This is a genomic window from Bradyrhizobium sp. IC3195 (assembly GCF_020193585.1).
GTDB lineage: Bacteria > Pseudomonadota > Alphaproteobacteria > Rhizobiales > Xanthobacteraceae > Bradyrhizobium > Bradyrhizobium yuanmingense.
Map to the genome: position 1 here is coordinate 171,651 of NZ_JADYVG010000007.1, position 21,433 is coordinate 193,083.

Sequence of the window (21,433 nt, forward strand, 5' to 3'; positions counted from 1 at the left end):
ACCCCGCCAAAGCATGAGGGAGTTTAAGCCAACGAGTGGCCAATGCGGGGTCTCCAAGACCAATATATTAGAATCTTGATCCTGTTCGCGAGCGCGGCGTCATTCGCCCCTTGCTCGCCCCTGCGCGGAGGCATCGCCCACCAGCCGGTGATACTCGCGAATACAAAGGTCGAGATCGGACCGTAGGCGCTGCGCGGCTTCGATGTCGAAGTTCATATAGTTGACCGGCTCCCCTTCCGGGCCTGCATAGGCGTCGGGGCGCATTCTGAGAGCGACGAAATATTGGTCACCCTCAACGCTCTTCTTGACTCGCCATTGAAGGAAAGAGCGTGGATATCCGCCTTTGATTTCAGGCGTTTCAAACACGACGTCGCCCAGGGCCTGATTCAGGAGATTGGATTTCGCCAGAATCTTTTTGACGGATGCCCACATGGACCAACACCTTGAGGCCAGTTGCAGTTCGCCTAGCTCCGACTGCTGGATAGGATACGGCCGATGCTATCTTTTCAGGAGCTTGGAGCGGGCGAAGGGAATCGAACCCTCGTATGCAGCTTGGGAAGCTGCCGTTCTACCATTGAACTACGCCCGCGATGTGCGCTTTGCGCCCCTCTTGATTAGCCGAGACGGCGCCTGCCGCCAAGCGGTTTGGCGCGACCAGCGGGGCGGTTGTTAACGTCCTGATAAGATTCCAGGTGCGCCGGATTGTGGCGGTGTTATGATCGCTTCTCCGGGGAGAAACGTGCACTGAGTGGGGCGTGTGCATGGTGGGGCGGGCTTACGCGATATTCGACACGGCCATCGGCCGTTGCGGCATCATCTGGAGCGGCACCGGCGTGGTCGCCGTGCAATTGCCGGAGGCGCGGGAGATCGACACCCGCCGCCGGATCTTCCAGGTTCATCCCGAGGCGCGGGAGCAGCGCCCGTCCGAGAACGCCGAGCTTGCGGTCGAGGGCATCACGGGCCTGCTGCAGGGTCACGATCCCGATTTTTCCGAGGTCAGCCTGGACGCCGGCGGGGTGCCCGGCTTCGACCGGCGCGTCTACGAGTACACCTGCAGCATTCCGCGCGGGGAGACGCGCACCTATCACGAGGTCGCCCGGGCGCTGGGCGCCTCCGGCGCGTCCTATTCCGTGGCGCAGGCGATTGCGAAAAATCCCTTCATGCTGATCGTGCCCTGCCACCGGGTGCTGGAGGCTGGCAATTACACCGACCGGCTCTCGCCCTATGGCGGCGTGATCTCCAAGCGGCGGCTGCTGGCGCTGGAAGGGGCCCATCCCATCGCCAGCAAGACGCTGTTCGAGGTGCTGCTGCCGGTTGCTCCGCCCCGCCCGCCTACCTAAATACGCGGGATGCACGCCACCACGTTGCTGACGACGCCCTCGATCACGGCTTCCGAGTTTCGCTGCGATGCGGGACCGGACGACAGGCCGTTTGCGGAATGCCGCACCGGCCATTCCATCGCCTATGTGCGCTCCGGCAGCTTCGGCTGCCATTGCCGCGCCGGCTTCTTCGAGCTGGTGGCGGGCTCGATGCTGATCGGCGCCCCCGGCGAGGAATACACCTGCACGCATGAGCACGTGTCCGGCGACGTCTGCCTCGGCTTCTTCTTCAGCGAGGATCTGGTCGACGCCCTCGGCGGGCCGCGCGAGGTCTGGGAGATCGGCGCGACGCCGCCGCTGCCCGAGCTGATGGTGCTGGGCGAGCTGGCCCAGGCGGCAGCAGATGGCAACAGCGATCTCGGCCTCGACGAGATCGGCCAGATCCTGGCCGGCCGTTTTGTCGACGCTGTCTCGGGCAAAGCGCGCAAGCCGGCCACCCCCACCGCACGTGACCGCCGCCGCGCGGTGGAGGCGGCGCTGTGGATCGACGACAACTCGCATGCCGAGCTCGACCTCGAGCAAGCAGCCAAGCAGGCGGGATTGAGCCCGTTTCATTTCCTGCGGCTGTTCTCGGCCGTGCTCGGCGTCACCCCGCATCAATATCTCGTGCGCTCGCGGCTGCGCCACGCGGCACGGCTGCTCGCTGACGACGACATCGCCGCCACCGACATCGCCTATGACGTCGGCTTCGGCGATCTCTCCAATTTCGTCCGCACCTTCCATCGCGCCGCCGGCGTGTCGCCGACCAAGTTCCGGCAGGCGTCGAAGGGGGAGCGCAAGATTCTCCAAGAGCAGCTTGCCCTCAACTGACTAGGGTCGTCTCCGGCGCGTGCCCTTCGCGGCACGCTCCGTCGCAATGGAGACGAACATGTACGACCACATCGGATTGCGCGTTGCCGACCTCGACGCCGCCACGCGCTTCTACAGCGCAGTGCTGGCGCCACTCGGCTTTGTCCTGTGCTCGAGCGGCGACGGTTATGCCGGCTTCGGGCCGAAGGGCGAGCCGGCGCTGTGGCTGCACCTGAACAAGGGCCGCAAGGCCGACGGCGTCCACATCGCCTTCCGCGCCGGGGATCATGATGCGGTCAAGGCATTTCATAGCGAAGGCCTCAGGAGCGGCGGCCGCGACAATGGCGGCGCCGGCCCGCGCAGGGATTACAGCCCGACCTATTACGCCGCGTTCCTGATCGATCCCGATGGTAACAATGTCGAGGCGGTTTGTGTGTGAGCGCTAGCCACTCGCTCCGTCATTGCGAGATCGCGTAGGGTGGGCAAAGCGTAGCGTGCCCACCAATTGCTCGCGACAACGCCCGATGAATGGTGGGCACGGCGCGCGAAGAGCGCGCCTTTGCCCACCCTACGCATTCCAGGAGAGATCATGGCCTCCATCCACAACGACATCTCCCTCCCCGCCTCCGCGCGCGACGTCTGGGACGCGGTGCGCGATTTCGGCGCGCTGCATCGGCGGCTGGTGCCGGGCTTCGTCACCGCGTGCACGCTCGATGGCGATGCGCGCATCGTCACCTTCGCCAACGGCTCGGTCGCGCGCGAAGTGCTGGTCGATTGCGATGATGCGCGGCGGCGCCTCGTCTATGCCATCAGCAACGAGCGGCTGAGGCATTACAGCGCCTCGGTGCAGGTCATTGCCGAGGGCGAGGCGAGCTGCCGCCTCGTCTGGATCATCGACATGCTGCCGAACGAGCTCGCGCCTTACGTTCAGGGGCAAACCAAGGAGGCGGTGGCCGCCATGCACAAGGCGTTTCCGCCCGCGGCAGCCTGATCATTCACTGTGAGTTTTCTCACAGAAGCCCGTCCTCGCCGGCCGTAACCATGCCCGCGTGCGTCCGGTTGGCTCTGCTCTCCCGGCGGCGCCACGCACGCGAGGAGCATGCCATGAGAGGTGCGGACAAGGTGATCTGCCAGGCGGCCGCGGTGCTGCTGCTGTTTTCGATCTCGAGCGTGCCGGCAAAGGCGCAATTCCTCGGCGGCGGCGGTGCCGGCGGCGAGGACATGATGACCCAGATGGCGCCGATGCTGGAGATGATGAAGGCGAAGATGGGCAAGCGCCGCTTCGCCATGCTGATGCAGACCATGGGTCCGATGATGAGCCGCATGATGGAGAACGGCGGCGGCGGGCTCGGCGGCATGATGGGCGGCGGCAATTTCGGCGGCGGATTCGGTGCACCGAGCTACGGCGGCTACACGCCGATGGGCGGCGGCACCATGCCGGTCGGGATCGGCAGCATGGGCGGCGGCGACATCATGGGCATGCTCGGCGGCAGCGGCGGCAGCGACATGATGGCGATGATCCCCCAATTGATGCGGCTCGCCAATACCGGCGGCGGCGGCCATCGCCGCAAGCACCGTTAATCGGCAGCCGAAAGCGCCGGCTTCATCGCAGGCGTCTCGCGCGGTCCCCAGCGTGTCAGCACGACGCTGGAGCACGACAAGAGGCCGAGCACGACCATCGAGCTCGCGGCGAGCCAGAAGAAGCTCTGCGCGCTGGCGCCGTGCCTCGACAGCCACCAGCCGGTTCCGGCGATGTAGATCAGCCGCGCGGTCTGCGCCAGCACGGGCCCGATCACCTTGGCCGCGCCTTGCGAGGAGAAATACATCGTCGTCGCCAGGCCGAAGAAGGCGTAGAACGGCCCGACCGTCGAAAGATATTGATGGCTCGCCGCGCGCACCGCCACACTGTCGGTGAACATGTTGACCCAGAGATCGGGGAAGATCGCAACGAGGCACGCCGGCACGCCGACCGCCACGAAAGCAGCAACGCTGGCGGTCCAGGCGATGCGCCGGGCCCGCGCGATGCGGCCGGCGCCGATCGCCATCCCGACCATCGGCACGCAGGCGATGCCGAACGAGAATGCGATCGAGGTCAGCAGGAATTCGAGCCGCGCGCCGACGCCGTAGCCGGCGAGGATCGCAGTGCCGAACTGCGCCAGCATGTGCGTGAAGATCGAGATCGTCAGCACCGATTGCAGCGGCGAGAAGCAGGCGATGGCGCCGACCTTGAGGATGTCGAAGAACATCGCCCATTGGATGCGCAGGCCGCGCAGCTTCAGCGTGATCCGCGCGCGGCCGGAGAACAGGTACCAGGTCATGATGCCGATGTTCATGGTGTAGGCGATCAGCGCGCCGGCGGCGACGCCGCGCATGCCGAACTGCGGCACTGGCCCGAGCCCGAGACCGAGCGTGCCGCCGAGCACGATCTGCCAGGCCGCGGAGTTGAGGATCAGGAACGACGGCAGCTTCATGTTGCCGGTACCGCGCAAGATGCCCGCCATGGTGTTGAGCAGCCAGGGCAGCACGGCGCCGCCGAAGAACACCTGCGTGTAGGCGATCGCATGCGTCAACACATCGCCGCGGCCGCCGAGCATCTCGAGCAGCCTCGGCCCGAAGATCAACATGCCCAGCATGAAGACGAATCCGAAGCTGATGCCGATGAGCATCGCGTGCACGGCCAATGTGCCGGCGCGCTCGCGATTGCCGGCGCCGAGCGCACGCGCGATGGCCGAGGCCACCGCGCCGCCCATGGCGCCGCCGGACATCGTCATGGTCAGAATGATCGTCGGAAACACCAGCGCCATCGCCGCCAGCGCCTCGACGCCGAGCCGGCCGACATAGGAGGTCTCGGCGATCACCACGCAAATGCCGGCCGACAGACCGATCGCGTTCGGCCAAGCGAGCGAGAGCAGCGTCCGCAGGATCGGCCCATCCGTCAGAGCGCTTCTGATCGGCGCCGGAGGCGGCGGCAGCGGGCGCTCTTGCTCATCGACCGGGATTTCGGCGATGTCGGACATGTCCTCTCCCGGGCGCAGGCGTCGTTTGCGGCGCAGCAATCGCGTGGTGTGCCAATGGCGTCGTTCGCGCGAATGGCGCGGCTGAGGCGTGTTAGCACGGCGTGCTCCGATTCTGCCTGCGCCCGATGCAGGCGTGCCCTGCGGCAGCGCATTTCAAGCGGTGGAATTCGTTCTTCTCCCTCTCTCCGTTCTTACGGGGCCGCGACGAGCTTTGCTCGCGCTGAGAGCGTCGGGGTGAGGGGCTCTATCCGCGAAGACGGCGAGAGCTGGACTCGCGGAGACTCCCCCTCACCCCGGATTGCATCTTCGATGCAATCCGACCTCTCCCTGCAAGCGGGGCGAGGTGAAGTCCGTTGCGGCCGTCGCCTAACCGATGGTCCACACCAGCGGCGGGCGCCCGCCTACCGCGGTGCGCACTTGCACGCCGATATGCCGTCCGCAGCCTGCGGCGAGACCCTCAAACAATCCCTCCAGCACCTTCGCGCAGGCGCGATGATAATCGGCGATGTCGTCCATCAGCTTCCAGCTCTGCTGCCGGATCTCGAACGTGCCTTCCGATTCCGTAATCTCGGCCGCATCATCCTGCGCGGCGAGCAGCGCGTTCAGGAACGATGCGAATTCTCGCGCGCCGCCGCGGGTCGTCGCCAGCGCCGCGGCGACCTCGTCGAAATATTGCATGCCGATCAGCTTGCCGGTGAGGTGCAGCAGATAGCCGGCATCCTCCGGACCGAACAGCTGCACCATCACGGGCGCGGCAGTGCGGACATATTCCATCGCGTAATTGCGATAGGCCTTTTCCAGCCGCGGTCTTGGCCAGCTCGCGACCGGCAATGCGGGCGCCGTCGTCGCATCGAACAAAGGCGCCTCCAGGTGCCGCGCGAACACCAGGCGCTCGTCGAGCTCGAGCGGATGGTCGTAAAGATGGTAATAGCCTTCGAGCCCGTCCTGGCCGTCGACGCTCTGCTTGGTGCAGACGAAGCCGAGCCTGAGATCGCCGAGCGCAACTCCGTTGTTGGCGTGCCAGCCGCGCAGCATGGCGCGGGAGACTTCGCCCGGCACACCACAGATCGCGGTGCCCTTCCAGATCCAGCGCGGCGGCGGATAGCGGATCCAAGCCTTGGTGTCGCTCTCGTACATGTATTCGACATGCACGCCGCCGATCCAGTTGGAGAGATAGTGGTATTGCGCAGCCGCGACCGCCGGCGGCAGATGGTCGATCCCGAGCTTGCTGAGCCCCGGCAGGAAACGCTCCTGCTGCTGGCGACGAAACACGCGGAAGACGAATTCTGCGGCATCCGCCGTGCCGCGGCGCGTGACGACGGTGAGGATCAGCCCGGTGAAACAGGCGTGATAGAGATCGGCGATCGCACGCCAGCGCTTCCATTGCGCTTCCCGCGCGAGGTCTGGTGCGGTGGTCATGTTCGCTCCCTGATCATGGTTTTGATCGAGTGTGTCACCGCCGCCGGTGACAGGCAACATGACGCGCGTGCAGGCCTCCCTGCGCGGCTTTCCGTCAATTCCGCATCACGAATTTTGCGCCGCCTTGGCCGCCCGTTCGCGCTCAACGCGCTCCGTGACGTCGCGAGCCATCGCCACCGATCCCTGCACCGCGCCATCGTTGTCTCGCACCAATGCGAAGGTCATCTCGATGTAGAGCTTGCGCCCGCTCTTGTGCAGCGCGCGGGTCAGCGTCGGCTTGCCCGCAAGCTTCATGGTGCCGCTCGCGAGCGCGGCGTCGAAGCCTTTCCAGTGCGCGGCGCGAAGATGTTCGGGAATGATCAGATCGAGGTTCTGGCCGAGCGCTTCGTCGGCCGTGAAGCCGAACAGCGCGGTCGATGCGCGATTCCAGCGTGTGATCGTGCCGGAGCGATCGGAATAGATCAGCGCGTCCGCGACGTCGTTGATGATCTGTGCGTCGAGTTGGGATGGCTCAATCATGTCACCACCTTGTAGCCCGGATGGAGCAAAGCGTAATCCGGGATCGCGCCACAAGTGAGACCTTCCCGGATTACGCTTGCGCTCCATCCGGGCTACAGGATCGGGCTACACCCGAAAATGCTTCGAGAGCTTGAGGCCTTGCGCCTGGTAGTTGGAACCGATGCGCTGGCCGTACATCGCGTCGGGGCGGGCCAGCATCTTCTCGTAGACGAGGCGGCCGACGATCTGGCCGTGCTCGAGGATGAACGGCACCTCGCGCGAGCGCACTTCCAGCACGGCGCGCGATCCCAGCCCGCCAGCGCCGGCATAGCCGAAGCCGGGATCGAAAAAGCCGGCATAGTGCACGCGGAATTCGCCGACCAGGGGATCGAACGGCACCATCTCAGCGGCGTAATCGGGCGGCACCTGCACCGCTTCCTTGGAGGCGAGGATATAGAACTCGCCGGGGTCGAGGATCAGGCTGCCGTCGGGGCGCGCCGAAATCGGCTCCCAGAAATCCTCCACCGCGTAGCCCGCGCGGCGGTCGACATCGACGACGCCGGTGTGGCGCTTGGCGCGGTAGCCGACGAAGCCGCTCGCCTTCTCGCCGGAGAGATCGACCGAGACGGCAACGCCGCCCGAGAGATCGGCATCGTCGATGTCGACGAGACGCTCGCTGGCGTGCAGCGCATCGAGCTCGTCGGCATTGAGGATGGCATCGCCGGTGCGGAAGCGCACCTGGCTGAGACGCGAGCCCTCGCGCACCAGCACAGGAAACGTCTTCGGGCTGATCTCGGCGTAGAGCGGGCCGTGATAGCCGGCGCCGATCATGTCGAAGCGGCGGGTGCCGTCGGCGATGACGCGGGTGAAGACGTCGAGCCGGCCGGTCGAGCTCTTCGGATTGGCGGCAGCGACGATCTCCGGCGGCAGCGCGAGGCTCTCGAGCAGCGGCACGATGTAGACGCAGTTGGTCTCGAGCACCGCGCCGTCGGCGAGGCTGAACTCGTGCAGCTTCAGCTCGTCGATGCGCTCTGCCACGGTGGCACCGGGCCCGGGGAGGAAGCTGGCGCGGACCCGATAGGCGATGTCGCCGAGGCGCAGATCGAGGCTCGCCGGCTGGATCTGGCTCTCGACGAAGTCGTAGGTGGGCAGGATGAGACCTTCTTCCGCCATCGCCGCGATCATGCGGTCGGGCAGGATACCATTGGCGTCGGCGGCGACCGTGAACGTCAACCGGGGGGTCCTCATCAGGGGCCGAATGCATCCGGACCATGCCGGAAATACAAGTCTTTTACGGCTATCCGATGGACGCCTTGACGGAAAGAGCATTGCGGAATATGAGCATCACTTATCCCGTGGTGATTTGAGCCGGCCGGCTTGCAGCCACGTTAAATAAGTCGCTAAACAGGCCGGGGACCTCTGTGATCCCGGCCCGTGGAGATATCCAGGCCGGTTTTTTTGTGACCGTTTTCGCCTCGACGGTCATGTCGGAGAGGGTCCTATGTCGAAGTCGTCTGCCACTTATCGCCCCGAAACCCGCCTGGTCCATTCCGGCACCCTGCGCTCGCAATATGGCGAGACCTCGGAGGCGCTGTTCCTGACGCAAGGCTATGTCTACGCCAGCGCGGAGGAGTGCGAGGCGCGCTTCAAGGGCGAGGATCCCGGCTTCATCTATTCGCGCTATTCCAACCCGACGATTGCAATGTTCGAGCGCCGCATGATCGAGCTCGAGGGCGCCGAGGCCGCGCGCTCGGCGGCAACCGGCATGGCGGCGGTGACGACCGCGATCCTGGCGCCGCTCAAGGCCGGCGATCACGTGGTCGCCTCCCGTGCGCTGTTCGGCTCCTGCCTCTACGTCATCCAGGACCTGTTGCCGCGCTACGGCATCGAGGCCACGCTGGTCGATGGGCTCGATCTCGACCAGTGGCAGCGGGCGCTGAGGCCCAACACCAAGACGTTCTTCCTGGAGAGCCCGACCAACCCGACGCTGGACGTGCTCGACATCCCCTCGATCGCCGAGATCGCGCACAAGGGCGGCGCGCGGCTCGTCGTCGACAACGTGTTTGCAACCCCGATCTGGCAGAGCCCGCTCGCGCTCGGCGCCGACGTCGTCGTCTACTCTGCGACCAAGCACATCGACGGCCAGGGCCGCTGTCTCGGCGGCATCATCCTGTCCTCCGAAGCCTTCATCGCCGAGCATATCCACAATTTCATGCGCCAGACCGGCCCGTCGATCTCGCCGTTCAATGCCTGGGTCCTGCTCAAGGGCCTGGAGACGCTTGGCGTGCGCGTGCGCGCGCAGACCGACAATGCCGCGCGCGTCGCCGAGGTGCTGGCGAGCCATCCCAAGATCTCGCGACTGGTCTATCCCGGCCGCGCCGATCATCCGCAGGCGGCGCTGGTGAAGAAGCAGATGCGCGGCGGCTCGACGCTGGTCGGCTTCGAGGTGAAGGGCGGCAAGGCGGCGGCGTTCCGTGTGCTCAACGAATTGAAGCTTGCCAAGATCTCCAACAATCTCGGCGACGCCAAGAGCCTCGTCACGCATCCGGCGACCACGACGCATCAGCGCCTCAAGCCGGAAGACCGCGCCGCGCTCGGCATCAGCGAGGGCTTCATCCGCTTCTCGGCGGGGCTGGAGCACGCGGATGACCTGATCGAGGATCTCACCGCGGCGCTGGAGAAGGCGTGAGGGAAGCGAGGTCTCGTAGGGTGGATTAGCCGAAGGCGTAATCCACCTCTGCTGCATCCGCGGAGATAGACAGTGTGGTGGGTTACGGCTTCGCCTAACCCACCCTACGCGCCCTCTCACATCGGCCGGTACGTTCTCACATCGGCGGGCACGCTCACACCGAGCTTGATCTGGCCGACGGAGCGGATGATGTCGTCGCCGAGCAGCTGGGCGAAGCAGGCATAGCCCCAATCGTTCATGTGCAGGCCGTCGGCGATGACGAAGCCCTCTACCGGGATCGACTGGTTCTCGTGCCAGTCGCGCATCACCTCGAAGCGCGGGAAAATGCCGACCTTGCGGAGCTCGGCGACGTTGCCGAGCAGCTTGATCATCTTGCCGGCGCTCTCCTTGCGCTGGTTGACGGCCGGCGAATATTGCGGATCGACCAGCACGATGTCGGTGCCGCCGGCGGCCTGAATGCGGCTGATGCCGTCCTCGACCAGCTTGGCCGTATCGGCAGGATCGAGATTGCGCAGCACGGCGTTGGTGCCGACCTGCCAGATCACGAGATCCGGATGCCTGTCGATCACCTGCGTCTGCAGACGCTTCATCATCTCGGGGGCGTCCTCGCCGCCGACGCCGGCATTGATGACGCTGATGTCGGCGGTCGGATAGTGCCGGCGCAGCTGCGCGGCGAGACGATTGGGGTAATTGAACTCCGGCGAGCTCGCGCCGAACCCTTGAGTCGACGAGGAGCCGAAAGCGACGATGACGACGGGCTGGCCGGCGACCAGCTTGCTCGCAACATGCGGCAGCGAGCCCATCGCCTTGGAGCCGCCCTTCGGCGGCAGGCAGGGCACGCGGCTGAAGATGTCGGCGGCGGACTTTGCGACCTCCTTCACCTTGTCGATGGCGCGCGAGGTGACGCCGCGCTGCTCGGGCGACCTCGCGGCGACGGTGGTCTGGGACGGCGTAGCGGGCGCGGGATCAGGCGACTGGGCGGGTGCGGGGGTCGCCGGCTGTGCAGCCGGCGTCTGCGCATGCGAGGCGGGCGTCAGCAACAACAGCACTGCTGTTGCAGGCACGGCCAGCCATGACGTCAGGCAAAAAGGGCGGAGAGAACTCATTAACGCTAGACCTCAATTTTGCTGCTGGGCCGGCTCCAGATGAGCAGCGTCAATCACGAACTGTGCCAACGCCCGGCCAAGGCAATCATGGACCTGCTTCGCCAGCTCAGGCCCGCGGGACGGGTTGAACAGGTCGAACTGGCCCTGTTCATTCCACTGCCGCATGATCGCGAAACGATCGAACAGCGGGATGTCGTGCTCCTGTGCCACGACGCGCATATTATCGAGAAAAGGCTGCGCCGAGATCATGGTCTCGGTGCGCGGGCTATATTGCAAATTCATCAAGACGACGTCCGCCCCTGCCTTTTGCAGCGCAACAACCCCGTCGGTCACCGCGCTACGAAATTCGTCGGGATCGATGGATCGGATAGCATCCACGGTCCCGGTCTGCCAGATGACCAAAGTAGGCGTTTTTGCTTCCATCAGCTTAACGAAGGTGGACGCGGTCTCCTCTGCCGTTTTCTTGCTCTGTATTTCTACGGAGACGTGCACCGGCTCGGAGGGCGGCAGTTTCTCCTTGAGGATCGCCTCCATGCGCGCCGGATAGGAGCTGCTCTCCGACGACGGAATCGTGGTCGAGCGGCTGCCGATCACCAGGATGTCGAGCGGTTTGCTGGCCTTGATCGCCTCGGCGACCTTGGGCAGCTGGCTTTCGCTGGTCAGCAGATAGGACGGCAGTTCGCAGGCCGCAGGCATAGGGGATGCGGCAGACGCGGCATCGCCCGCGCGCGCCGTGGGCGCGGCGAGGTTACCGCATAGCAGGACCAGGCTCAGGAGAACCTTCGCCTTCATCAGCCCCCTCCCGCCAGATCGGCGTTGCCGACGGCGTTTTTGGTTTTCGCACCGCTCTTGTCAGCCACACGCTTGTACCACGAAATGACCCAGGCCACCCCCCACATGATCAGGATTCCGGAGAGGCTAATCAACGCATGCATGACCGGCCCGCCGGAGATTTCGGCGAGGACGAAATGGCCGGCAAAGGCCAGGAAGACGCCGAGGCAGAAGATCTCGAGCGAATGCTGACCACATAGAATCAATGGTCGTAGCCAGCGCGATTTCAAGCCCGGCCAATCGCGGGGCAGGAAGCGTACGGTCAGCGCCGCCAGCGCCAGGAAGTGCGCGAAGCGCAGCACGTCGAGGTCGGTCTTGTCGATCGGATACATCCATTGTTCGATCTGCTTCGGCATGAACTGGGAGAGCTGGGGCACGTACCAGGTCAAGGTCACGTAGAACGCCGCGATGAGATAGGCGATCGAGATCCACATCGTCACGGGCGAGGCCAGGATGCCCGACATGCGACGCGCACCTCCGAGCGCGCACCAGGCACCAAACACGAACAGCAATTGCCAGGCGAACGGATTGAAGGCCCAGAAGCCGTTCGGATAGGCCGACAGGTAAAGGTCGTACTCCCAGGTCACCGCGTAGAGCAGGACCGACAGCCCGAGCGTGACGTCCGGCCGCCATTTCATCGACCACAGGATCAGCGGCAGCGCCAGCATCAGCACGATGTAGAGCGGCAGCACGTCCATGTTGACGGGACGGAAGCGCAGCAGCAGCGCCTGCACGATGACGACGTCGGGCTGCTTGAGGAAGTCCATGATGCCCATCTCTTCGGTGTAGAGCGGGTTCTCGAACCTGGTCGCGACATAGGAGATCTCGGCGAGGAAGATCGTGAACAGGAAGACGTGGGCGACGTAGATCTGCCAGACCCGGCGCAGGATGCGCGCGGTGGCGATGAGAACGCCGCTCTCCAGCATGGCCCGGCCATAGACGAAGGCCGCGGTGTAGCCGGAGATGAAGATGAAGATCTCGGTGGCGTCGCTGAGGCCGTAATTGCGGATCGTGAACCAGGTCAGCAGACTGGGCGGCAGATGGTCGATGAAGATCAGCCACAGCGCGAGGCCGCGGAACAGATCGAGCCGGAGCTCGCGCTCGCCGATGGCGGGCAGCGTGATGGCCGGCGCTGCGGCGCGCGCCTTGGTCCCTGCGGGCTTGGCGCCCGCGGTTCCTGCGATGGTCGATCCCGTCACTTGGTCGGCAATGGTCATCGGGGCCTGGAAACCCTTCCGCAAATCGCGACGTTGAAGCAGTGTAATGGTCCGGCTGTCGTCTCGCAAAGCGTCCGGATCACATCAGGGTGTCTCCCTCGATGGTGTGCTTTCCCGCCAATTCTGGCGGGACGATGTCGCCAAGGCGCCCGCGGGGGTTTGGTTCCCGGGGCGGATTTCGGTATGATGACAGCCATGTACCGCGCCGTGACCCGCCAGATCGAAGTGACCGTCGAGCCGAACTTTGTTCCGGAGCAATCGTCGGCCGACCGCTCGCGCTACTTCTGGTCCTACACCATCGTCATCACCAATTCGGGCGAGGAGACCGTGCAGCTCAAGACACGGCACTGGATCATCACCGATGCCTCCGGCCGCCAGCAGGAGGTGAAGGGCGAAGGCGTGGTCGGCGAGCAGCCGATCCTCGCCCCCGGCGAACGCTTCGAATACACCTCCGGCGTGCCGCTCTCGACCGCCTCGGGCTTCATGACCGGCCGCTACCAGATGGTCAGCGAAACCGGCGAGCGTTTCGAGATCGACGTGCCGACGTTTTCGCTGGACAGCCCCGACAACAAGCGGGTGTTGAATTAGAGAGGCGAGTTCGCCGTAACACTCACAACTGTCATGCCCCGGCTTGACCGGGGCATCCAGTACGCCGCGGCCTCTCGTTCGATCAGCATCGTCTCGGAGTACTGGATCGCCCGATCAAGTCGGGCGATGACACCGCGCGTGTGGCACTGCTCCACTCGACATTGCGAGTGCAGCGACGCGGGTAGGCTCAGGCGTCCTCGACGCCCGCCTCGTGCGGCGTGAACTGGTACACCGACGAACAGAATTCGCAGGTGACGACGACCTTGTCGTCCTTGACCATGGCGGCGCGGTCGTCGTGCGAGAAGCTCTTGAGCATCGCGGCGACCGCATCGCGCGAGCAGGAGCACCGCGCCTCGAGCACCTGCGGATTGAACACGCGCACGCCGCGCTCGTGGAAGAGGCGGTAGAGCAGCCGCTCGCCGGAGAGCTCGGGATCGATCAGCTCGACGTCTTCGACCGTCTCGATCAGCGAGCGTGCCTCGACCCAGGCATCGTCTTCCGCGACGCTGTGCACCTCGGTGCCGTCGGGCGCATCGCCGGGATGCAAGTCCGCCTGCCGCGCGCGCTCCGGCGCCTTCGGCAGAAATTGCATCAGCATGCCGCCGGCGCGCCAGCGATGCTTGCCGCCGTCGCTCGAGCGCCACTCCTCGCCGACCGCGAGGCGCACGCGCGTCGGGATCTGCTCGGAGCGCAGGAAATATTCGTGGGCGGCGTCTTCCAGGCTGCCGCCGTCGAGCGCAACCAGACCCTGGTAACGGCTCATGTCGTGGCCCTGGTCGATGGTCATGGCGAGATGGCCGCGACCGAGCAGCGTGCCGGAATCCTTGGCCGTGCCCAGGCGCGAGGCATCGAAGCGCGCATAGGCGCGCAGGCGGTCCGGGGCCTTGTAGTCGACCACCAGAAACGACACCGGACCGTCGGTCTGGGCCTGAAGAATGAAGCGGCCCTCGAATTTCAGCGCCGATCCGAGCAGCGTCGTCAGCACGATGGCCTCGCCGAGCAGCTTGCCCACGGCTGCGGGATAATCGTGCTTGGTGAGGATGTCGTCGAGCGCGGGGCCAAGCCGCACCAGGCGCCCGCGCACGTCAAGCGCGTCGACCTCGTAAGGCAGCACGGCGTCATCGATCGGAACCGATGATGGCGCGCGAACCGGGCCTTCAGGCCCGGTGTTCATGTCAGGAGACTGGGAAACCATGGCGCTTTATCTGGGGTCGTTCGATGCAAATTGAAAGAGGCAAGCCCGCATTCCGTCGTCCGCGGAACGACGAGTGCGTAGCCCGGATGGAGCGCAGCGCAATCCGGGGGGTCTTTCCACGCGTTGAGAACCCCGGATTTCGCTGCGCTTCATCCGGGCTACAAGAAGGCTACTTCACCGCGTCGAAGCACCAGGCCAAGATGCCCTTCTGCGCGTGCAGGCGGTTTTCGGCCTCATCGAACACGACCGATTGCGGCCCGTCGATCACCTCGTCGGTGACCTCCTCGCCGCGATGGGCCGGCAGGCAATGCATGAACAATGCGTCCGCCTTGGCCAGCGACATCAGCTTGGCATTGACCTGGTAGGGCTTGAGCACGTTGTGGCGGTGCTCGCCCTCCTTGTCGCCCATCGACACCCAGGTGTCGGTGACGACGCAATCGGCGCCGCGCACGGCGGCTTCCGGATCGGTGCCGAGCACGATCGGCGCGCCCGTCGCCTTGATCCAGTCGCGCATGGCCTTTTTCGGTGCGAGCTCCGGCGGCGTTGCGACATTGAGCTGGAATTTGAAGCGCTCGGCGGCATGGGCCCAGGACGCCAGCACGTTGTTGTCGTCGCCGGTCCAGGCCACCGTCTTGCCCTCGATCGGGCCGCGATGTTCCTCATAGGTCATGAGGTCGGCCATCACCTGGCAGGGATGCGAACGCCGCGTCAGGCCGTTGATGACGGGCACGGTGGCGTTGGCCGCAAGCTCCAGCAGCGCATCATGGTTGAGGATGCGGATCATGATGGCGTTGACATAGCGCGACAGAACCCGCGCGGTGTCGGCGATGGTCTCGCCGCGGCCGAGCTGCATCTCGGCGCCGGTGAGCATGATCGCCTCGCCGCCGAGCTGGCGCATGCCGACGTCGAACGAGACGCGGGTGCGGGTCGAGGGACGTTCGAAGATCATCGCCAGCGTCTTGCCCTCGAGCGGCCTGACCGGCTGCTGCGCCTTCTGCTTCGCCTTCATCGCCGAAGAGGCAGCGAGCATGCTCTTGAGCTCCGAGAGCGGCAGCTCGTTGATGTCCAGGAAGTGCTTGGGAGCTTTGTTGGGCGTCGTGCTCATCAGCTTGCCGCCCGCTTGGTCTGGCTGGAGGAGATCGCAGCGCAGGCGCGCTCTAACCGGCCGACGCTGTCCTCGATCTCCGCTTCCGTGACGATCAGGGGCGGCAGGAAGCGCACGACATTGTCGCCGGCCCCGACGGTGAGCAGCTTTTCGGCGCGCAGCGCCGCGACGAGATCGCCCGAGGGCACCACCGCCTTGATGCCGATCAGCAGGCCCTCGCCGCGCACCTCGCTGACGACATCAGGATGACGATCGATCACGGAGGCGAGCTTCTGCTTGAGCAGCAGCGACATCTTCTGGACGTGGTCGAAGAAGCCGGGCTTGAGCATGACATCGAGCACGGCGTTGGCAGCCGAGATCGCGAGCGGATTGCCGCCGAAGGTGGAGCCGTGCGAGCCGGGCCCCATGCCGGCCGCCGCGTCCGCGGTCGCCAGCACCGCGCCGATCGGAAAGCCGCCGCCGAGCGCCTTGGCGAGCGACATCACATCCGGTGTGACGCCGGTGCGCTTGTAGGCAAAGAGCTCGCCGGTGCGGCCCATGCCGGTCTGCACCTCGTCGAAGGCGAGCAACAGGCCGCGCTCGTTACAGAGTTCGCGCAGCGCCCTCAGGAAGGCGTGAGGTGCAGAACGAACGCCACCCTCGCCCTGGATCGGCTCGATGAGAATGCCGGCGGTGTGCGGACCAATCGCCTTCTTCACGGCGTCGAGGTCGCCGTGCGGCACCTGATCGAAGCCGTCCATCGGCGGACCGAAGCCCTTGAGATATTTCGCAGAGCCGGTGGCGGCGAGCGTCGCCAGCGTGCGGCCATGGAAGGCACCCTCGAAGGTGATCATGCGGTAACGTTCCGGATGCCCCTTGGAGAAGTGATGGTGGCGCACCAGCTTGATCACGCCTTCCAGCGCCTCGGCGCCGGAATTGCAGAAGAACACGAAGTCCGCAAAGCTCTCATTGCAGAGGCGGCTTGCGAGCTTCTCGCCGTCAGGGCTCTGGAACAGGTTCGACATGTGCCAGAGCTTGGTCGCCTGCTCCTGCAACGCCTTGACCAGCGCGGGATGGACATGGCCGAGCGCATTCACCGCGACACCCGAGGTGAAATCGAGATAGCGATCGCCGTTGGTCGCGATCAGCCAGCAGCCTTCGCCGCGCTCGAAACCGAGGTCGGCCCTGGCGAAAACGGGGAGCAAATGCGGCGCTGCGCTGTTAGTCATGACGTCACTTGAATGTTGCGGACGGTGTGAGGCATGCATTGCGCGACGCACCATCGACCGGCCCCGGAAAACGAAACGTGCCGCCTTTTAAGGGCGGCACGTGGCACTATCTTATGCCTGGCAAGACGGGTGTCAATGCCGCCCGGAAAGCCTCGCGAAACGCTGATTCCGTAGTCTTGCGGTGCCGATTTTGCGGGTTTTTCACCACGGAACATGTGGAAGCGAGTCGGCGGACTCTTGCGCGGGAGTCACGCCATATTGTAGCGTTTGGACTGTCAGATACGACATCTCGTGCAGCAGTTCTGATCCCAGAAGTCCTCATGTACCGGCGTAAACGTTCGGGCGTCTTGAGCGCGCCCGGCGAGCCTTAAGGGATTCTGACGGCACGGGTTTTTCAAGGCTAAAGCATTCGCTGCGAAGGCCCCAGGATGGCAGGCGCGCAGCGAGGGAAAGGGTGCAATGACGGTTTTGACCTGGTCCGATGATCGCGTCGAGCAGCTGAAGAAGCTCTGGGAGGCCGGACTTTCGGCCAGCCAGATCGCGGCGGAGCTCGGCAATGTGACCCGCAATGCCGTGATCGGCAAGGTGCACCGGCTCGGCCTGTCCGGCCGCGCCAAGAGCCCTTCATCGGCAGCGCCGCGGCCGCGCAAGGCACGGCCCGCGCAGCATATGATGCGGGTGACCCGCCCCGTCGCGCGCGGCAACACCGCGTTGGCGCAGGCCTTCGAGGTCGAGTTGGAAGCCGAGCCGGTTACCTACGACAACGTGGTGCCGATGAGCCAGCGGCTGTCGCTGCTGGAATTGAACGAGGCGACCTGCCACTGGCCGGTCGGCGATCCCTCGAGCCCGGATTTCTTCTTCTGCGGCGGCAAGGCGCTCTCCGGCCTGCCCTATTGTGCCCAGCATTCGCGCGTGGCCTATCAGCCCGCAGCGGATCGCCGTCGCGCAGCACCGAAACCGGGCACGCGGTGAGCTTGCGGAATTCCCTGATCGCCAAGCTTTGATCGCCAAGCTTGATCGCCAAGACTGCAGCCGTCACACGATGACGGCTCCCAATCGCTCGGTGTCATCCCCGCGAAGGCGGGGATCCGTAACCGCGGGGCGCAATCGTTGCGCGAGATGGTCACTCCGAGTCTTCGCCAAACCACGTCCTGTGGCTGATCGCGACGAGCGCGCGCGCTCGCGCTGAGATCCCGGGCTCGCGCTGCGCGCGCCCCGGGATGACGACCGAGATTGTTGCCGCGGCCGAGAACCAACAACTCGCCCGATCTTACGTCTGCTCAGCCTTCGCGAAGCGATCGTCCAGCGCGTAGCCGGCGCCGCGGACGGTGCGGATCGGGTCCTGCTCGCGGCCAAGGTTGAGCAGCTTGCGCAGGCGGCCGATATGGACGTCGACGGTGCGCTCGTCGATGTAGATGTCGCGGCCCCAGACGCTGTCGAGCAGCTGCTCGCGCGAGAACACGCGGCCGGGATGCTCCAGGAAGAACTCCAGCAGGCGATATTCGGTCGGACCGAGATCGATCGGCCGGCCCGAGCGCGCCACGCGGCGCTTGTCGCGGTCGAGCTCGATATCGCCATAGGCGAGCACGGTGGCGAGGCGCTCGGGACTCGCACGCCTGAGCAGGCCCTTCACGCGCGCAAGCAGCTCCGGCACCGAGAACGGCTTGACGATATAATCATCCGCGCCGGTCGCGAGCCCGCGCACCCGTTCGCTCTCCTCGCCGCGCGCGGTGAGCATGATGATCGGCAGCTGCTTGGTCTCGGGGCGGGTCCGAAGCCGCCGGCACAGCTCGATGCCTGACAGGCCCGGCAGCATCCAGTCGAGCACGATCAGATCGGGAATGTGCTCCTTGAGGCGGGTGTCGGCGTCATCGCCGCGCATCACCGTCTCGACGTCATAGCCGTCGCCTTCGAGGTTGTAGCGAAGAAGCTCGGTGAGAGCTTCCTCGTCCTCAACCACCATAATGCGTGCGCCCATGTGGTCGTAGCTCCTTAAGTCGTCAGGTGTTCGGCACCGTCGTGGCGAAGGTCGTCATGTCGCCCTTGGGCCGCTTGTCGGTGATCGCCTGGCCCTCGATCATGTAGAACACGGTCTCGGCGATGTTGGTGGCGTGGTCGCCGATCCGCTCGATGTTCTTGGCACAGAACATCAGGTGGATGCAGAACGAGATGTTGCGCGGATCCTCCATCATGTAGGTGAGGAGCTCGCGGAACAGCGAGGTGCAGATGGCGTCGACTTCTTCGTCGCCCTTCCACACCGCCATCGCCGCCGGCAGGTCGTGCGCGGCATAGGCGTCCAGTACCGACTTGACCTGCTGCTGCACGAGGTCGGTCATGTGCTCCAGGCCGCGGAACAGCTTGAGCGGATGGAAATCCGTCTCCAGCGCCGCGACGCGCTTGCCCATGTTCTTGGCGAGATCACCGATGCGCTCGAGATCTGTCGCAACGCGCATCGCGCCGACGATCTCGCGCAGGTCGACGGCCATCGGCTGGCGGCGGGCGATGGTGAGCACGGCGCGCTCCTCGATGCGCTTCTGCAGCGCGTCGAGCTCGACGTCGGTGGCGACGACGCGCTGGCCGAGCGCGACGTCGCGGCGGATGAGCGCGTCGACGGAATCGACGATCATGCGCTCGGCGATGCCGCCCATCTCGGCGACCAGGCGGGTGAGCTCCTGAAGGTCGCTGTCGAAAGCCTTTACGGTATGTTCAGAACCCATGTTCCGTCTCCTCAGCCGAACCGGCCGGTGATGTAATCCTGCGTGCGCCGATCGCTCGGCGACGTGAAGATCTTGCTGGTGTCGTCGAACTCGATCAACTCGCCGAGATACATGAAGGCGGTCTTGTCGGAAACGCGCGCCGCCTGCTGCATGTTGTGGGTGACGATCGCGATCGTGTAGTTCTCGGACAATTCCTGGATCAGCTCCTCGACCTTGGCGGTCGAGATCGGGTCGAGCGCCGAGCAGGGCTCGTCAAACAGGATCACCTCGGGCCGCACCGCGACGGTGCGGGCGATGCAGAGGCGCTGCTGCTGGCCGCCGGAGAGCGACAGGCCGGAGGCATTGAGCTTGTCCTTGACCTCGTTCCACAGCGCGCCACCGCGCAGCGCCTTCTCGACGCGGTCGTCCATCTCGGACTTGGAGATCTTCTCATAGAGACGAATGCCGAAGGCGATGTTCTCGTAGATCGTCATCGGGAACGGCGTCGGCTTCTGGAACACCATGCCGACCCGGGCGCGGAGCAGGTTGAGGTCGAGCTTGGGGTCGAGGATGTTGGTATGGTCGAGCAACAGCTGACCGTCGGCGCGCTGGCCCGGATAGAGGTCGTACATCCGGTTGAAGATGCGCAGCAGGGTGGACTTGCCGCAGCCGGACGGGCCGATGAACGCCGTGACGCGGTTGGTGCCGAGCGCCAGGTTGATGTTCTTCAACGCGTGGTGGTCGCCGTAGTAGAAGTTGAGGTTGCGCGCCGTGACCTTGGCGGGCGCCTCGGGCAGGGGCTGCGAGCCGGGATGAACGGTCGGTGCGCTGACGGAAACAGACATTTCACTCATTTTGCAGTCCTCTCGGCGCCAAGGATGCGCGCGCCAATGTTAAGGGCAAGCACGGTCAGGGTGATCAACAGCGCGCCGCTCCAGGCGAGTTGCTTCCAATACTCGTAGGGGCTCTGCACGAAGTTGTTGATGGTGACAGGCAGGTTCGCCATCGTCTTGTTCAGGCCGAGGCTGAAGAACTGGTTCGATAGTGCCGTGAACAACAGCGGCGCGGTCTCGCCGGCGACTCGGGCGGTCGCCAGCAGCACGCCGGTGATGAGGCCGGAGCGCGCGGCACGATAGGCGATACGCTTGATCACCAGCGAGCGCGGCAGGCCGAGCGCGCTGGCAGCTTCGCGCAACGGATTCGGCACCAGCAGTAGCATGTCTTCGGTGGTGCGCACGACGACCGGGATCACGATGACGGCAAGCGCCAGCGCGCCCGCAATCGCCGAGAAGCCGCGCATCGGCACCACCACCGCGCCATAGATGAAGAGGCCGATGATGATCGAGGGTGCCGACAGGAGAATGTCGTTGATGAAGCGGATCACCGAGGTCAGCTTGTCGTTGCGGCCGTACTCGGCGAGATAGGTGCCGGCGAACAGGCCGAGCGGCGCGCCGATGCCGACGCCGATCACGGTCATGATCAACGAGCCGACGATGGCGTTGCGCAGGCCGCCCTCGGTCGATCCGGGCGGCGGCGTGTCAGCTGTGAAGACCTGGAGGTTGAGCCCGGCCAGGCCGTTGTAGAGCAGCGTGACCAGGATCAGCGCGAGCCAGGTGACGCCGAAGGCGGCGGCTGCGATGCAGAGGCCGCGAATGATGATGTCCCAGCGGCGGCGGCGCGAATAGATCGGGTTCAT

At 65.2% G+C, this 21,433-nt stretch carries 23 protein-coding genes, 1 tRNA gene and 1 riboswitch; of the genes, 8 read left to right on the top strand and 16 right to left on the bottom strand.

Features of this window, described 5'->3' with window-relative positions; all coding sequences use genetic code 11:
• Positions 1–99 precede the first annotated feature (99 nt).
• Both I6F09_RS16670 and I6F09_RS16675 read right to left on the bottom strand, forming a co-directional pair.
• Positions 100–432: a hypothetical protein gene (locus I6F09_RS16670; protein ID WP_035996388.1), complete on the bottom strand. Its 333-nt coding sequence runs from the start codon at positions 430–432 to the stop codon at positions 100–102.
• A gap of 83 nt (positions 433–515) precedes the next feature.
• Positions 516–589 (bottom strand) — tRNA-Gly (locus I6F09_RS16675).
• Between the two features lie 172 nt (positions 590–761).
• Between I6F09_RS16675 and I6F09_RS16680 the strand changes: the two genes are divergently transcribed.
• The 5 genes from I6F09_RS16680 (at position 762) to I6F09_RS16700 (ending at position 3,749) form a co-directional block, all read left to right on the top strand.
• The gene (locus I6F09_RS16680) at positions 762–1,340 is read left to right on the top strand and encodes a methylated-DNA--[protein]-cysteine S-methyltransferase (RefSeq protein ID WP_225188541.1); all 579 of its coding nucleotides are present in this window, start codon (positions 762–764) and stop codon (positions 1,338–1,340) included.
• Positions 1,341–1,349: 9 nt separating this feature from the next.
• Positions 1,350–2,189, top strand: a complete 840-nt coding sequence (locus tag I6F09_RS16685) for a helix-turn-helix domain-containing protein (protein WP_225188542.1) — start codon at positions 1,350–1,352, stop codon at positions 2,187–2,189.
• Between the two features lie 58 nt (positions 2,190–2,247).
• Complete coding sequence (locus I6F09_RS16690; RefSeq protein WP_036042755.1) at positions 2,248–2,607, top strand: VOC family protein; 360 nt, start codon at positions 2,248–2,250, stop codon at positions 2,605–2,607.
• A 150-nt stretch (positions 2,608–2,757) separates the two neighbouring features.
• A complete protein-coding gene (locus tag I6F09_RS16695; protein WP_225188543.1) occupies positions 2,758–3,159 on the top strand; it encodes an SRPBCC family protein in 402 nt (133 codons plus the stop codon).
• 113 nt (positions 3,160–3,272) lie between these two features.
• Complete coding sequence (locus tag I6F09_RS16700) at positions 3,273–3,749, top strand: hypothetical protein (protein WP_225188544.1); 477 nt, start codon at positions 3,273–3,275, stop codon at positions 3,747–3,749.
• On the opposite strand, the gene I6F09_RS16705 is transcribed toward I6F09_RS16700, so the two are convergent.
• The 4 genes from I6F09_RS16705 to I6F09_RS16720 form a co-directional block, all read right to left on the bottom strand.
• On the bottom strand, positions 3,746–5,185 hold the full coding sequence (locus I6F09_RS16705) for an MATE family efflux transporter (protein WP_225188545.1): 1,440 nt from the start codon (positions 5,183–5,185) through the stop codon (positions 3,746–3,748). The two genes, I6F09_RS16700 and I6F09_RS16705, sit on opposite strands and share 4 nt — an antisense overlap.
• Positions 5,186–5,551: 366 nt before the next feature.
• Positions 5,552–6,604: a hypothetical protein gene (locus tag I6F09_RS16710; RefSeq protein ID WP_225188546.1), complete on the bottom strand. Its 1,053-nt coding sequence runs from the start codon at positions 6,602–6,604 to the stop codon at positions 5,552–5,554.
• 105 nt (positions 6,605–6,709) lie between these two features.
• The gene (locus I6F09_RS16715) at positions 6,710–7,123 is read right to left on the bottom strand and encodes a PAS domain S-box protein (RefSeq protein ID WP_035996379.1); all 414 of its coding nucleotides are present in this window, start codon (positions 7,121–7,123) and stop codon (positions 6,710–6,712) included.
• Positions 7,124–7,228: 105 nt separating this feature from the next.
• On the bottom strand, positions 7,229–8,335 hold the full coding sequence (locus I6F09_RS16720) for a 2'-deoxycytidine 5'-triphosphate deaminase (protein WP_225128481.1): 1,107 nt from the start codon (positions 8,333–8,335) through the stop codon (positions 7,229–7,231).
• 112 nt (positions 8,336–8,447) lie between these two features.
• Positions 8,448–8,527: riboswitch (SAM riboswitch) on the top strand.
• Between the two features lie 76 nt (positions 8,528–8,603).
• Between I6F09_RS16720 and I6F09_RS16725 the strand changes: the two genes are divergently transcribed.
• Positions 8,604–9,791: an O-succinylhomoserine sulfhydrylase gene (locus tag I6F09_RS16725; protein WP_035996376.1), complete on the top strand. Its 1,188-nt coding sequence runs from the start codon at positions 8,604–8,606 to the stop codon at positions 9,789–9,791.
• A 116-nt stretch (positions 9,792–9,907) separates the two neighbouring features.
• On the opposite strand, the gene I6F09_RS16730 is transcribed toward I6F09_RS16725, so the two are convergent.
• From I6F09_RS16730 to I6F09_RS16740, 3 genes are read right to left on the bottom strand one after another with little or no spacing between them, the layout of a single operon-like run.
• The gene (locus tag I6F09_RS16730; RefSeq protein WP_035996374.1) at positions 9,908–10,897 is read right to left on the bottom strand and encodes an SGNH/GDSL hydrolase family protein; all 990 of its coding nucleotides are present in this window, start codon (positions 10,895–10,897) and stop codon (positions 9,908–9,910) included.
• Positions 10,898–10,909: 12 nt separating this feature from the next.
• Positions 10,910–11,689, bottom strand: a complete 780-nt coding sequence (locus I6F09_RS16735; RefSeq protein WP_225153252.1) for an SGNH/GDSL hydrolase family protein — start codon at positions 11,687–11,689, stop codon at positions 10,910–10,912.
• Entirely contained in the window at positions 11,689–12,945 is a 1,257-nt protein-coding gene (locus tag I6F09_RS16740; RefSeq protein WP_057028451.1) for an OpgC domain-containing protein, read from the bottom strand. The genes I6F09_RS16735 and I6F09_RS16740 overlap by 1 nt, the downstream gene beginning before the upstream one ends.
• Positions 12,946–13,140: 195 nt before the next feature.
• Here I6F09_RS16740 and apaG point away from each other — a divergent pair, with 195 nt between their 5' ends.
• Positions 13,141–13,533: a Co2+/Mg2+ efflux protein ApaG gene (gene apaG / locus I6F09_RS16745; RefSeq protein WP_024337101.1), complete on the top strand. Its 393-nt coding sequence runs from the start codon at positions 13,141–13,143 to the stop codon at positions 13,531–13,533.
• Positions 13,534–13,720: 187 nt separating this feature from the next.
• Here apaG and I6F09_RS16750 read toward each other — a convergent pair whose 3' ends face one another.
• The 3 genes from I6F09_RS16750 to I6F09_RS16760 all read right to left on the bottom strand — a co-directional run bounded on the left by I6F09_RS16750 (position 13,721) and on the right by I6F09_RS16760 (position 17,041).
• Positions 13,721–14,728, bottom strand: a complete 1,008-nt coding sequence (locus I6F09_RS16750) for an Hsp33 family molecular chaperone (RefSeq protein ID WP_225188547.1) — start codon at positions 14,726–14,728, stop codon at positions 13,721–13,723.
• A gap of 169 nt (positions 14,729–14,897) precedes the next feature.
• Positions 14,898–15,833, bottom strand: a complete 936-nt coding sequence (gene argF, locus I6F09_RS16755; RefSeq protein WP_225188548.1) for an ornithine carbamoyltransferase — start codon at positions 15,831–15,833, stop codon at positions 14,898–14,900.
• Complete coding sequence (locus tag I6F09_RS16760; RefSeq protein WP_225188549.1) at positions 15,833–17,041, bottom strand: aspartate aminotransferase family protein; 1,209 nt, start codon at positions 17,039–17,041, stop codon at positions 15,833–15,835. The genes argF and I6F09_RS16760 overlap by 1 nt, the downstream gene beginning before the upstream one ends.
• Positions 17,042–17,500: 459 nt before the next feature.
• Here I6F09_RS16760 and I6F09_RS16765 point away from each other — a divergent pair, with 459 nt between their 5' ends.
• Positions 17,501–18,013 carry a GcrA family cell cycle regulator gene (locus I6F09_RS16765; protein ID WP_036001664.1) on the top strand — a complete coding sequence of 171 codons (513 nt, stop codon included), beginning with the start codon at positions 17,501–17,503 and terminating at the stop codon, positions 18,011–18,013.
• A 298-nt stretch (positions 18,014–18,311) separates the two neighbouring features.
• Here I6F09_RS16765 and phoB read toward each other — a convergent pair whose 3' ends face one another.
• From phoB to pstA, 4 genes are read right to left on the bottom strand one after another with little or no spacing between them, the layout of a single operon-like run.
• Entirely contained in the window at positions 18,312–19,019 is a 708-nt protein-coding gene (phoB, locus tag I6F09_RS16770; protein WP_008143479.1) for a phosphate regulon transcriptional regulator PhoB, read from the bottom strand.
• Between the two features lie 22 nt (positions 19,020–19,041).
• Positions 19,042–19,758, bottom strand: coding sequence for a phosphate signaling complex protein PhoU (gene phoU, locus I6F09_RS16775; protein WP_036001670.1), 717 nt, complete (start codon positions 19,756–19,758; stop codon positions 19,042–19,044).
• An 11-nt stretch (positions 19,759–19,769) separates the two neighbouring features.
• On the bottom strand, positions 19,770–20,591 hold the full coding sequence (gene pstB / locus I6F09_RS16780; protein WP_036001673.1) for a phosphate ABC transporter ATP-binding protein PstB: 822 nt from the start codon (positions 20,589–20,591) through the stop codon (positions 19,770–19,772).
• Positions 20,588–21,433, bottom strand: a complete 846-nt coding sequence (gene pstA / locus I6F09_RS16785) for a phosphate ABC transporter permease PstA (protein WP_225140676.1) — start codon at positions 21,431–21,433, stop codon at positions 20,588–20,590. The genes pstB and pstA overlap by 4 nt, the downstream gene beginning before the upstream one ends.

What these genes read in the sequence shown, in the direction of transcription:
- I6F09_RS16670 (WP_035996388.1), bottom strand. Translation starts at nt 432, where the DNA reads ATGTGGGCATCCGTCAAAAAGATTCTGGCGAAATCCAATCTCCTGAAT.
- I6F09_RS16680 (WP_225188541.1), top strand. Translation starts at nt 762, where the DNA reads ATGGTGGGGCGGGCTTACGCGATATTCGACACGGCCATCGGCCGTTGC.
- I6F09_RS16685 (WP_225188542.1), top strand. Translation starts at nt 1,350, where the DNA reads ATGCACGCCACCACGTTGCTGACGACGCCCTCGATCACGGCTTCCGAG.
- I6F09_RS16690 (WP_036042755.1), top strand. Translation starts at nt 2,248, where the DNA reads ATGTACGACCACATCGGATTGCGCGTTGCCGACCTCGACGCCGCCACG.
- I6F09_RS16695 (WP_225188543.1), top strand. Translation starts at nt 2,758, where the DNA reads ATGGCCTCCATCCACAACGACATCTCCCTCCCCGCCTCCGCGCGCGAC.
- I6F09_RS16700 (WP_225188544.1), top strand. Translation starts at nt 3,273, where the DNA reads ATGAGAGGTGCGGACAAGGTGATCTGCCAGGCGGCCGCGGTGCTGCTG.
- I6F09_RS16705 (WP_225188545.1), bottom strand. Translation starts at nt 5,185, where the DNA reads ATGTCCGACATCGCCGAAATCCCGGTCGATGAGCAAGAGCGCCCGCTG.
- I6F09_RS16710 (WP_225188546.1), bottom strand. Translation starts at nt 6,604, where the DNA reads ATGACCACCGCACCAGACCTCGCGCGGGAAGCGCAATGGAAGCGCTGG.
- I6F09_RS16715 (WP_035996379.1), bottom strand. Translation starts at nt 7,123, where the DNA reads ATGATTGAGCCATCCCAACTCGACGCACAGATCATCAACGACGTCGCG.
- I6F09_RS16725 (WP_035996376.1), top strand. Translation starts at nt 8,604, where the DNA reads ATGTCGAAGTCGTCTGCCACTTATCGCCCCGAAACCCGCCTGGTCCAT.
- I6F09_RS16730 (WP_035996374.1), bottom strand. Translation starts at nt 10,897, where the DNA reads ATGAGTTCTCTCCGCCCTTTTTGCCTGACGTCATGGCTGGCCGTGCCT.
- I6F09_RS16735 (WP_225153252.1), bottom strand. Translation starts at nt 11,689, where the DNA reads ATGAAGGCGAAGGTTCTCCTGAGCCTGGTCCTGCTATGCGGTAACCTC.
- I6F09_RS16740 (WP_057028451.1), bottom strand. Translation starts at nt 12,945, where the DNA reads ATGACCATTGCCGACCAAGTGACGGGATCGACCATCGCAGGAACCGCG.
- apaG (WP_024337101.1), top strand. Translation starts at nt 13,141, where the DNA reads ATGTACCGCGCCGTGACCCGCCAGATCGAAGTGACCGTCGAGCCGAAC.
- I6F09_RS16750 (WP_225188547.1), bottom strand. Translation starts at nt 14,728, where the DNA reads ATGGTTTCCCAGTCTCCTGACATGAACACCGGGCCTGAAGGCCCGGTT.
- argF (WP_225188548.1), bottom strand. Translation starts at nt 15,833, where the DNA reads ATGAGCACGACGCCCAACAAAGCTCCCAAGCACTTCCTGGACATCAAC.
- I6F09_RS16760 (WP_225188549.1), bottom strand. Translation starts at nt 17,041, where the DNA reads ATGACTAACAGCGCAGCGCCGCATTTGCTCCCCGTTTTCGCCAGGGCC.
- I6F09_RS16765 (WP_036001664.1), top strand. Translation starts at nt 17,501, where the DNA reads ATGACGGTTTTGACCTGGTCCGATGATCGCGTCGAGCAGCTGAAGAAG.
- phoB (WP_008143479.1), bottom strand. Translation starts at nt 19,019, where the DNA reads ATGGGCGCACGCATTATGGTGGTTGAGGACGAGGAAGCTCTCACCGAG.
- phoU (WP_036001670.1), bottom strand. Translation starts at nt 19,758, where the DNA reads ATGGGTTCTGAACATACCGTAAAGGCTTTCGACAGCGACCTTCAGGAG.
- pstB (WP_036001673.1), bottom strand. Translation starts at nt 20,591, where the DNA reads ATGAGTGAAATGTCTGTTTCCGTCAGCGCACCGACCGTTCATCCCGGC.
- pstA (WP_225140676.1), bottom strand. Translation starts at nt 21,433, where the DNA reads ATGAACCCGATCTATTCGCGCCGCCGCCGCTGGGACATCATCATTCGC.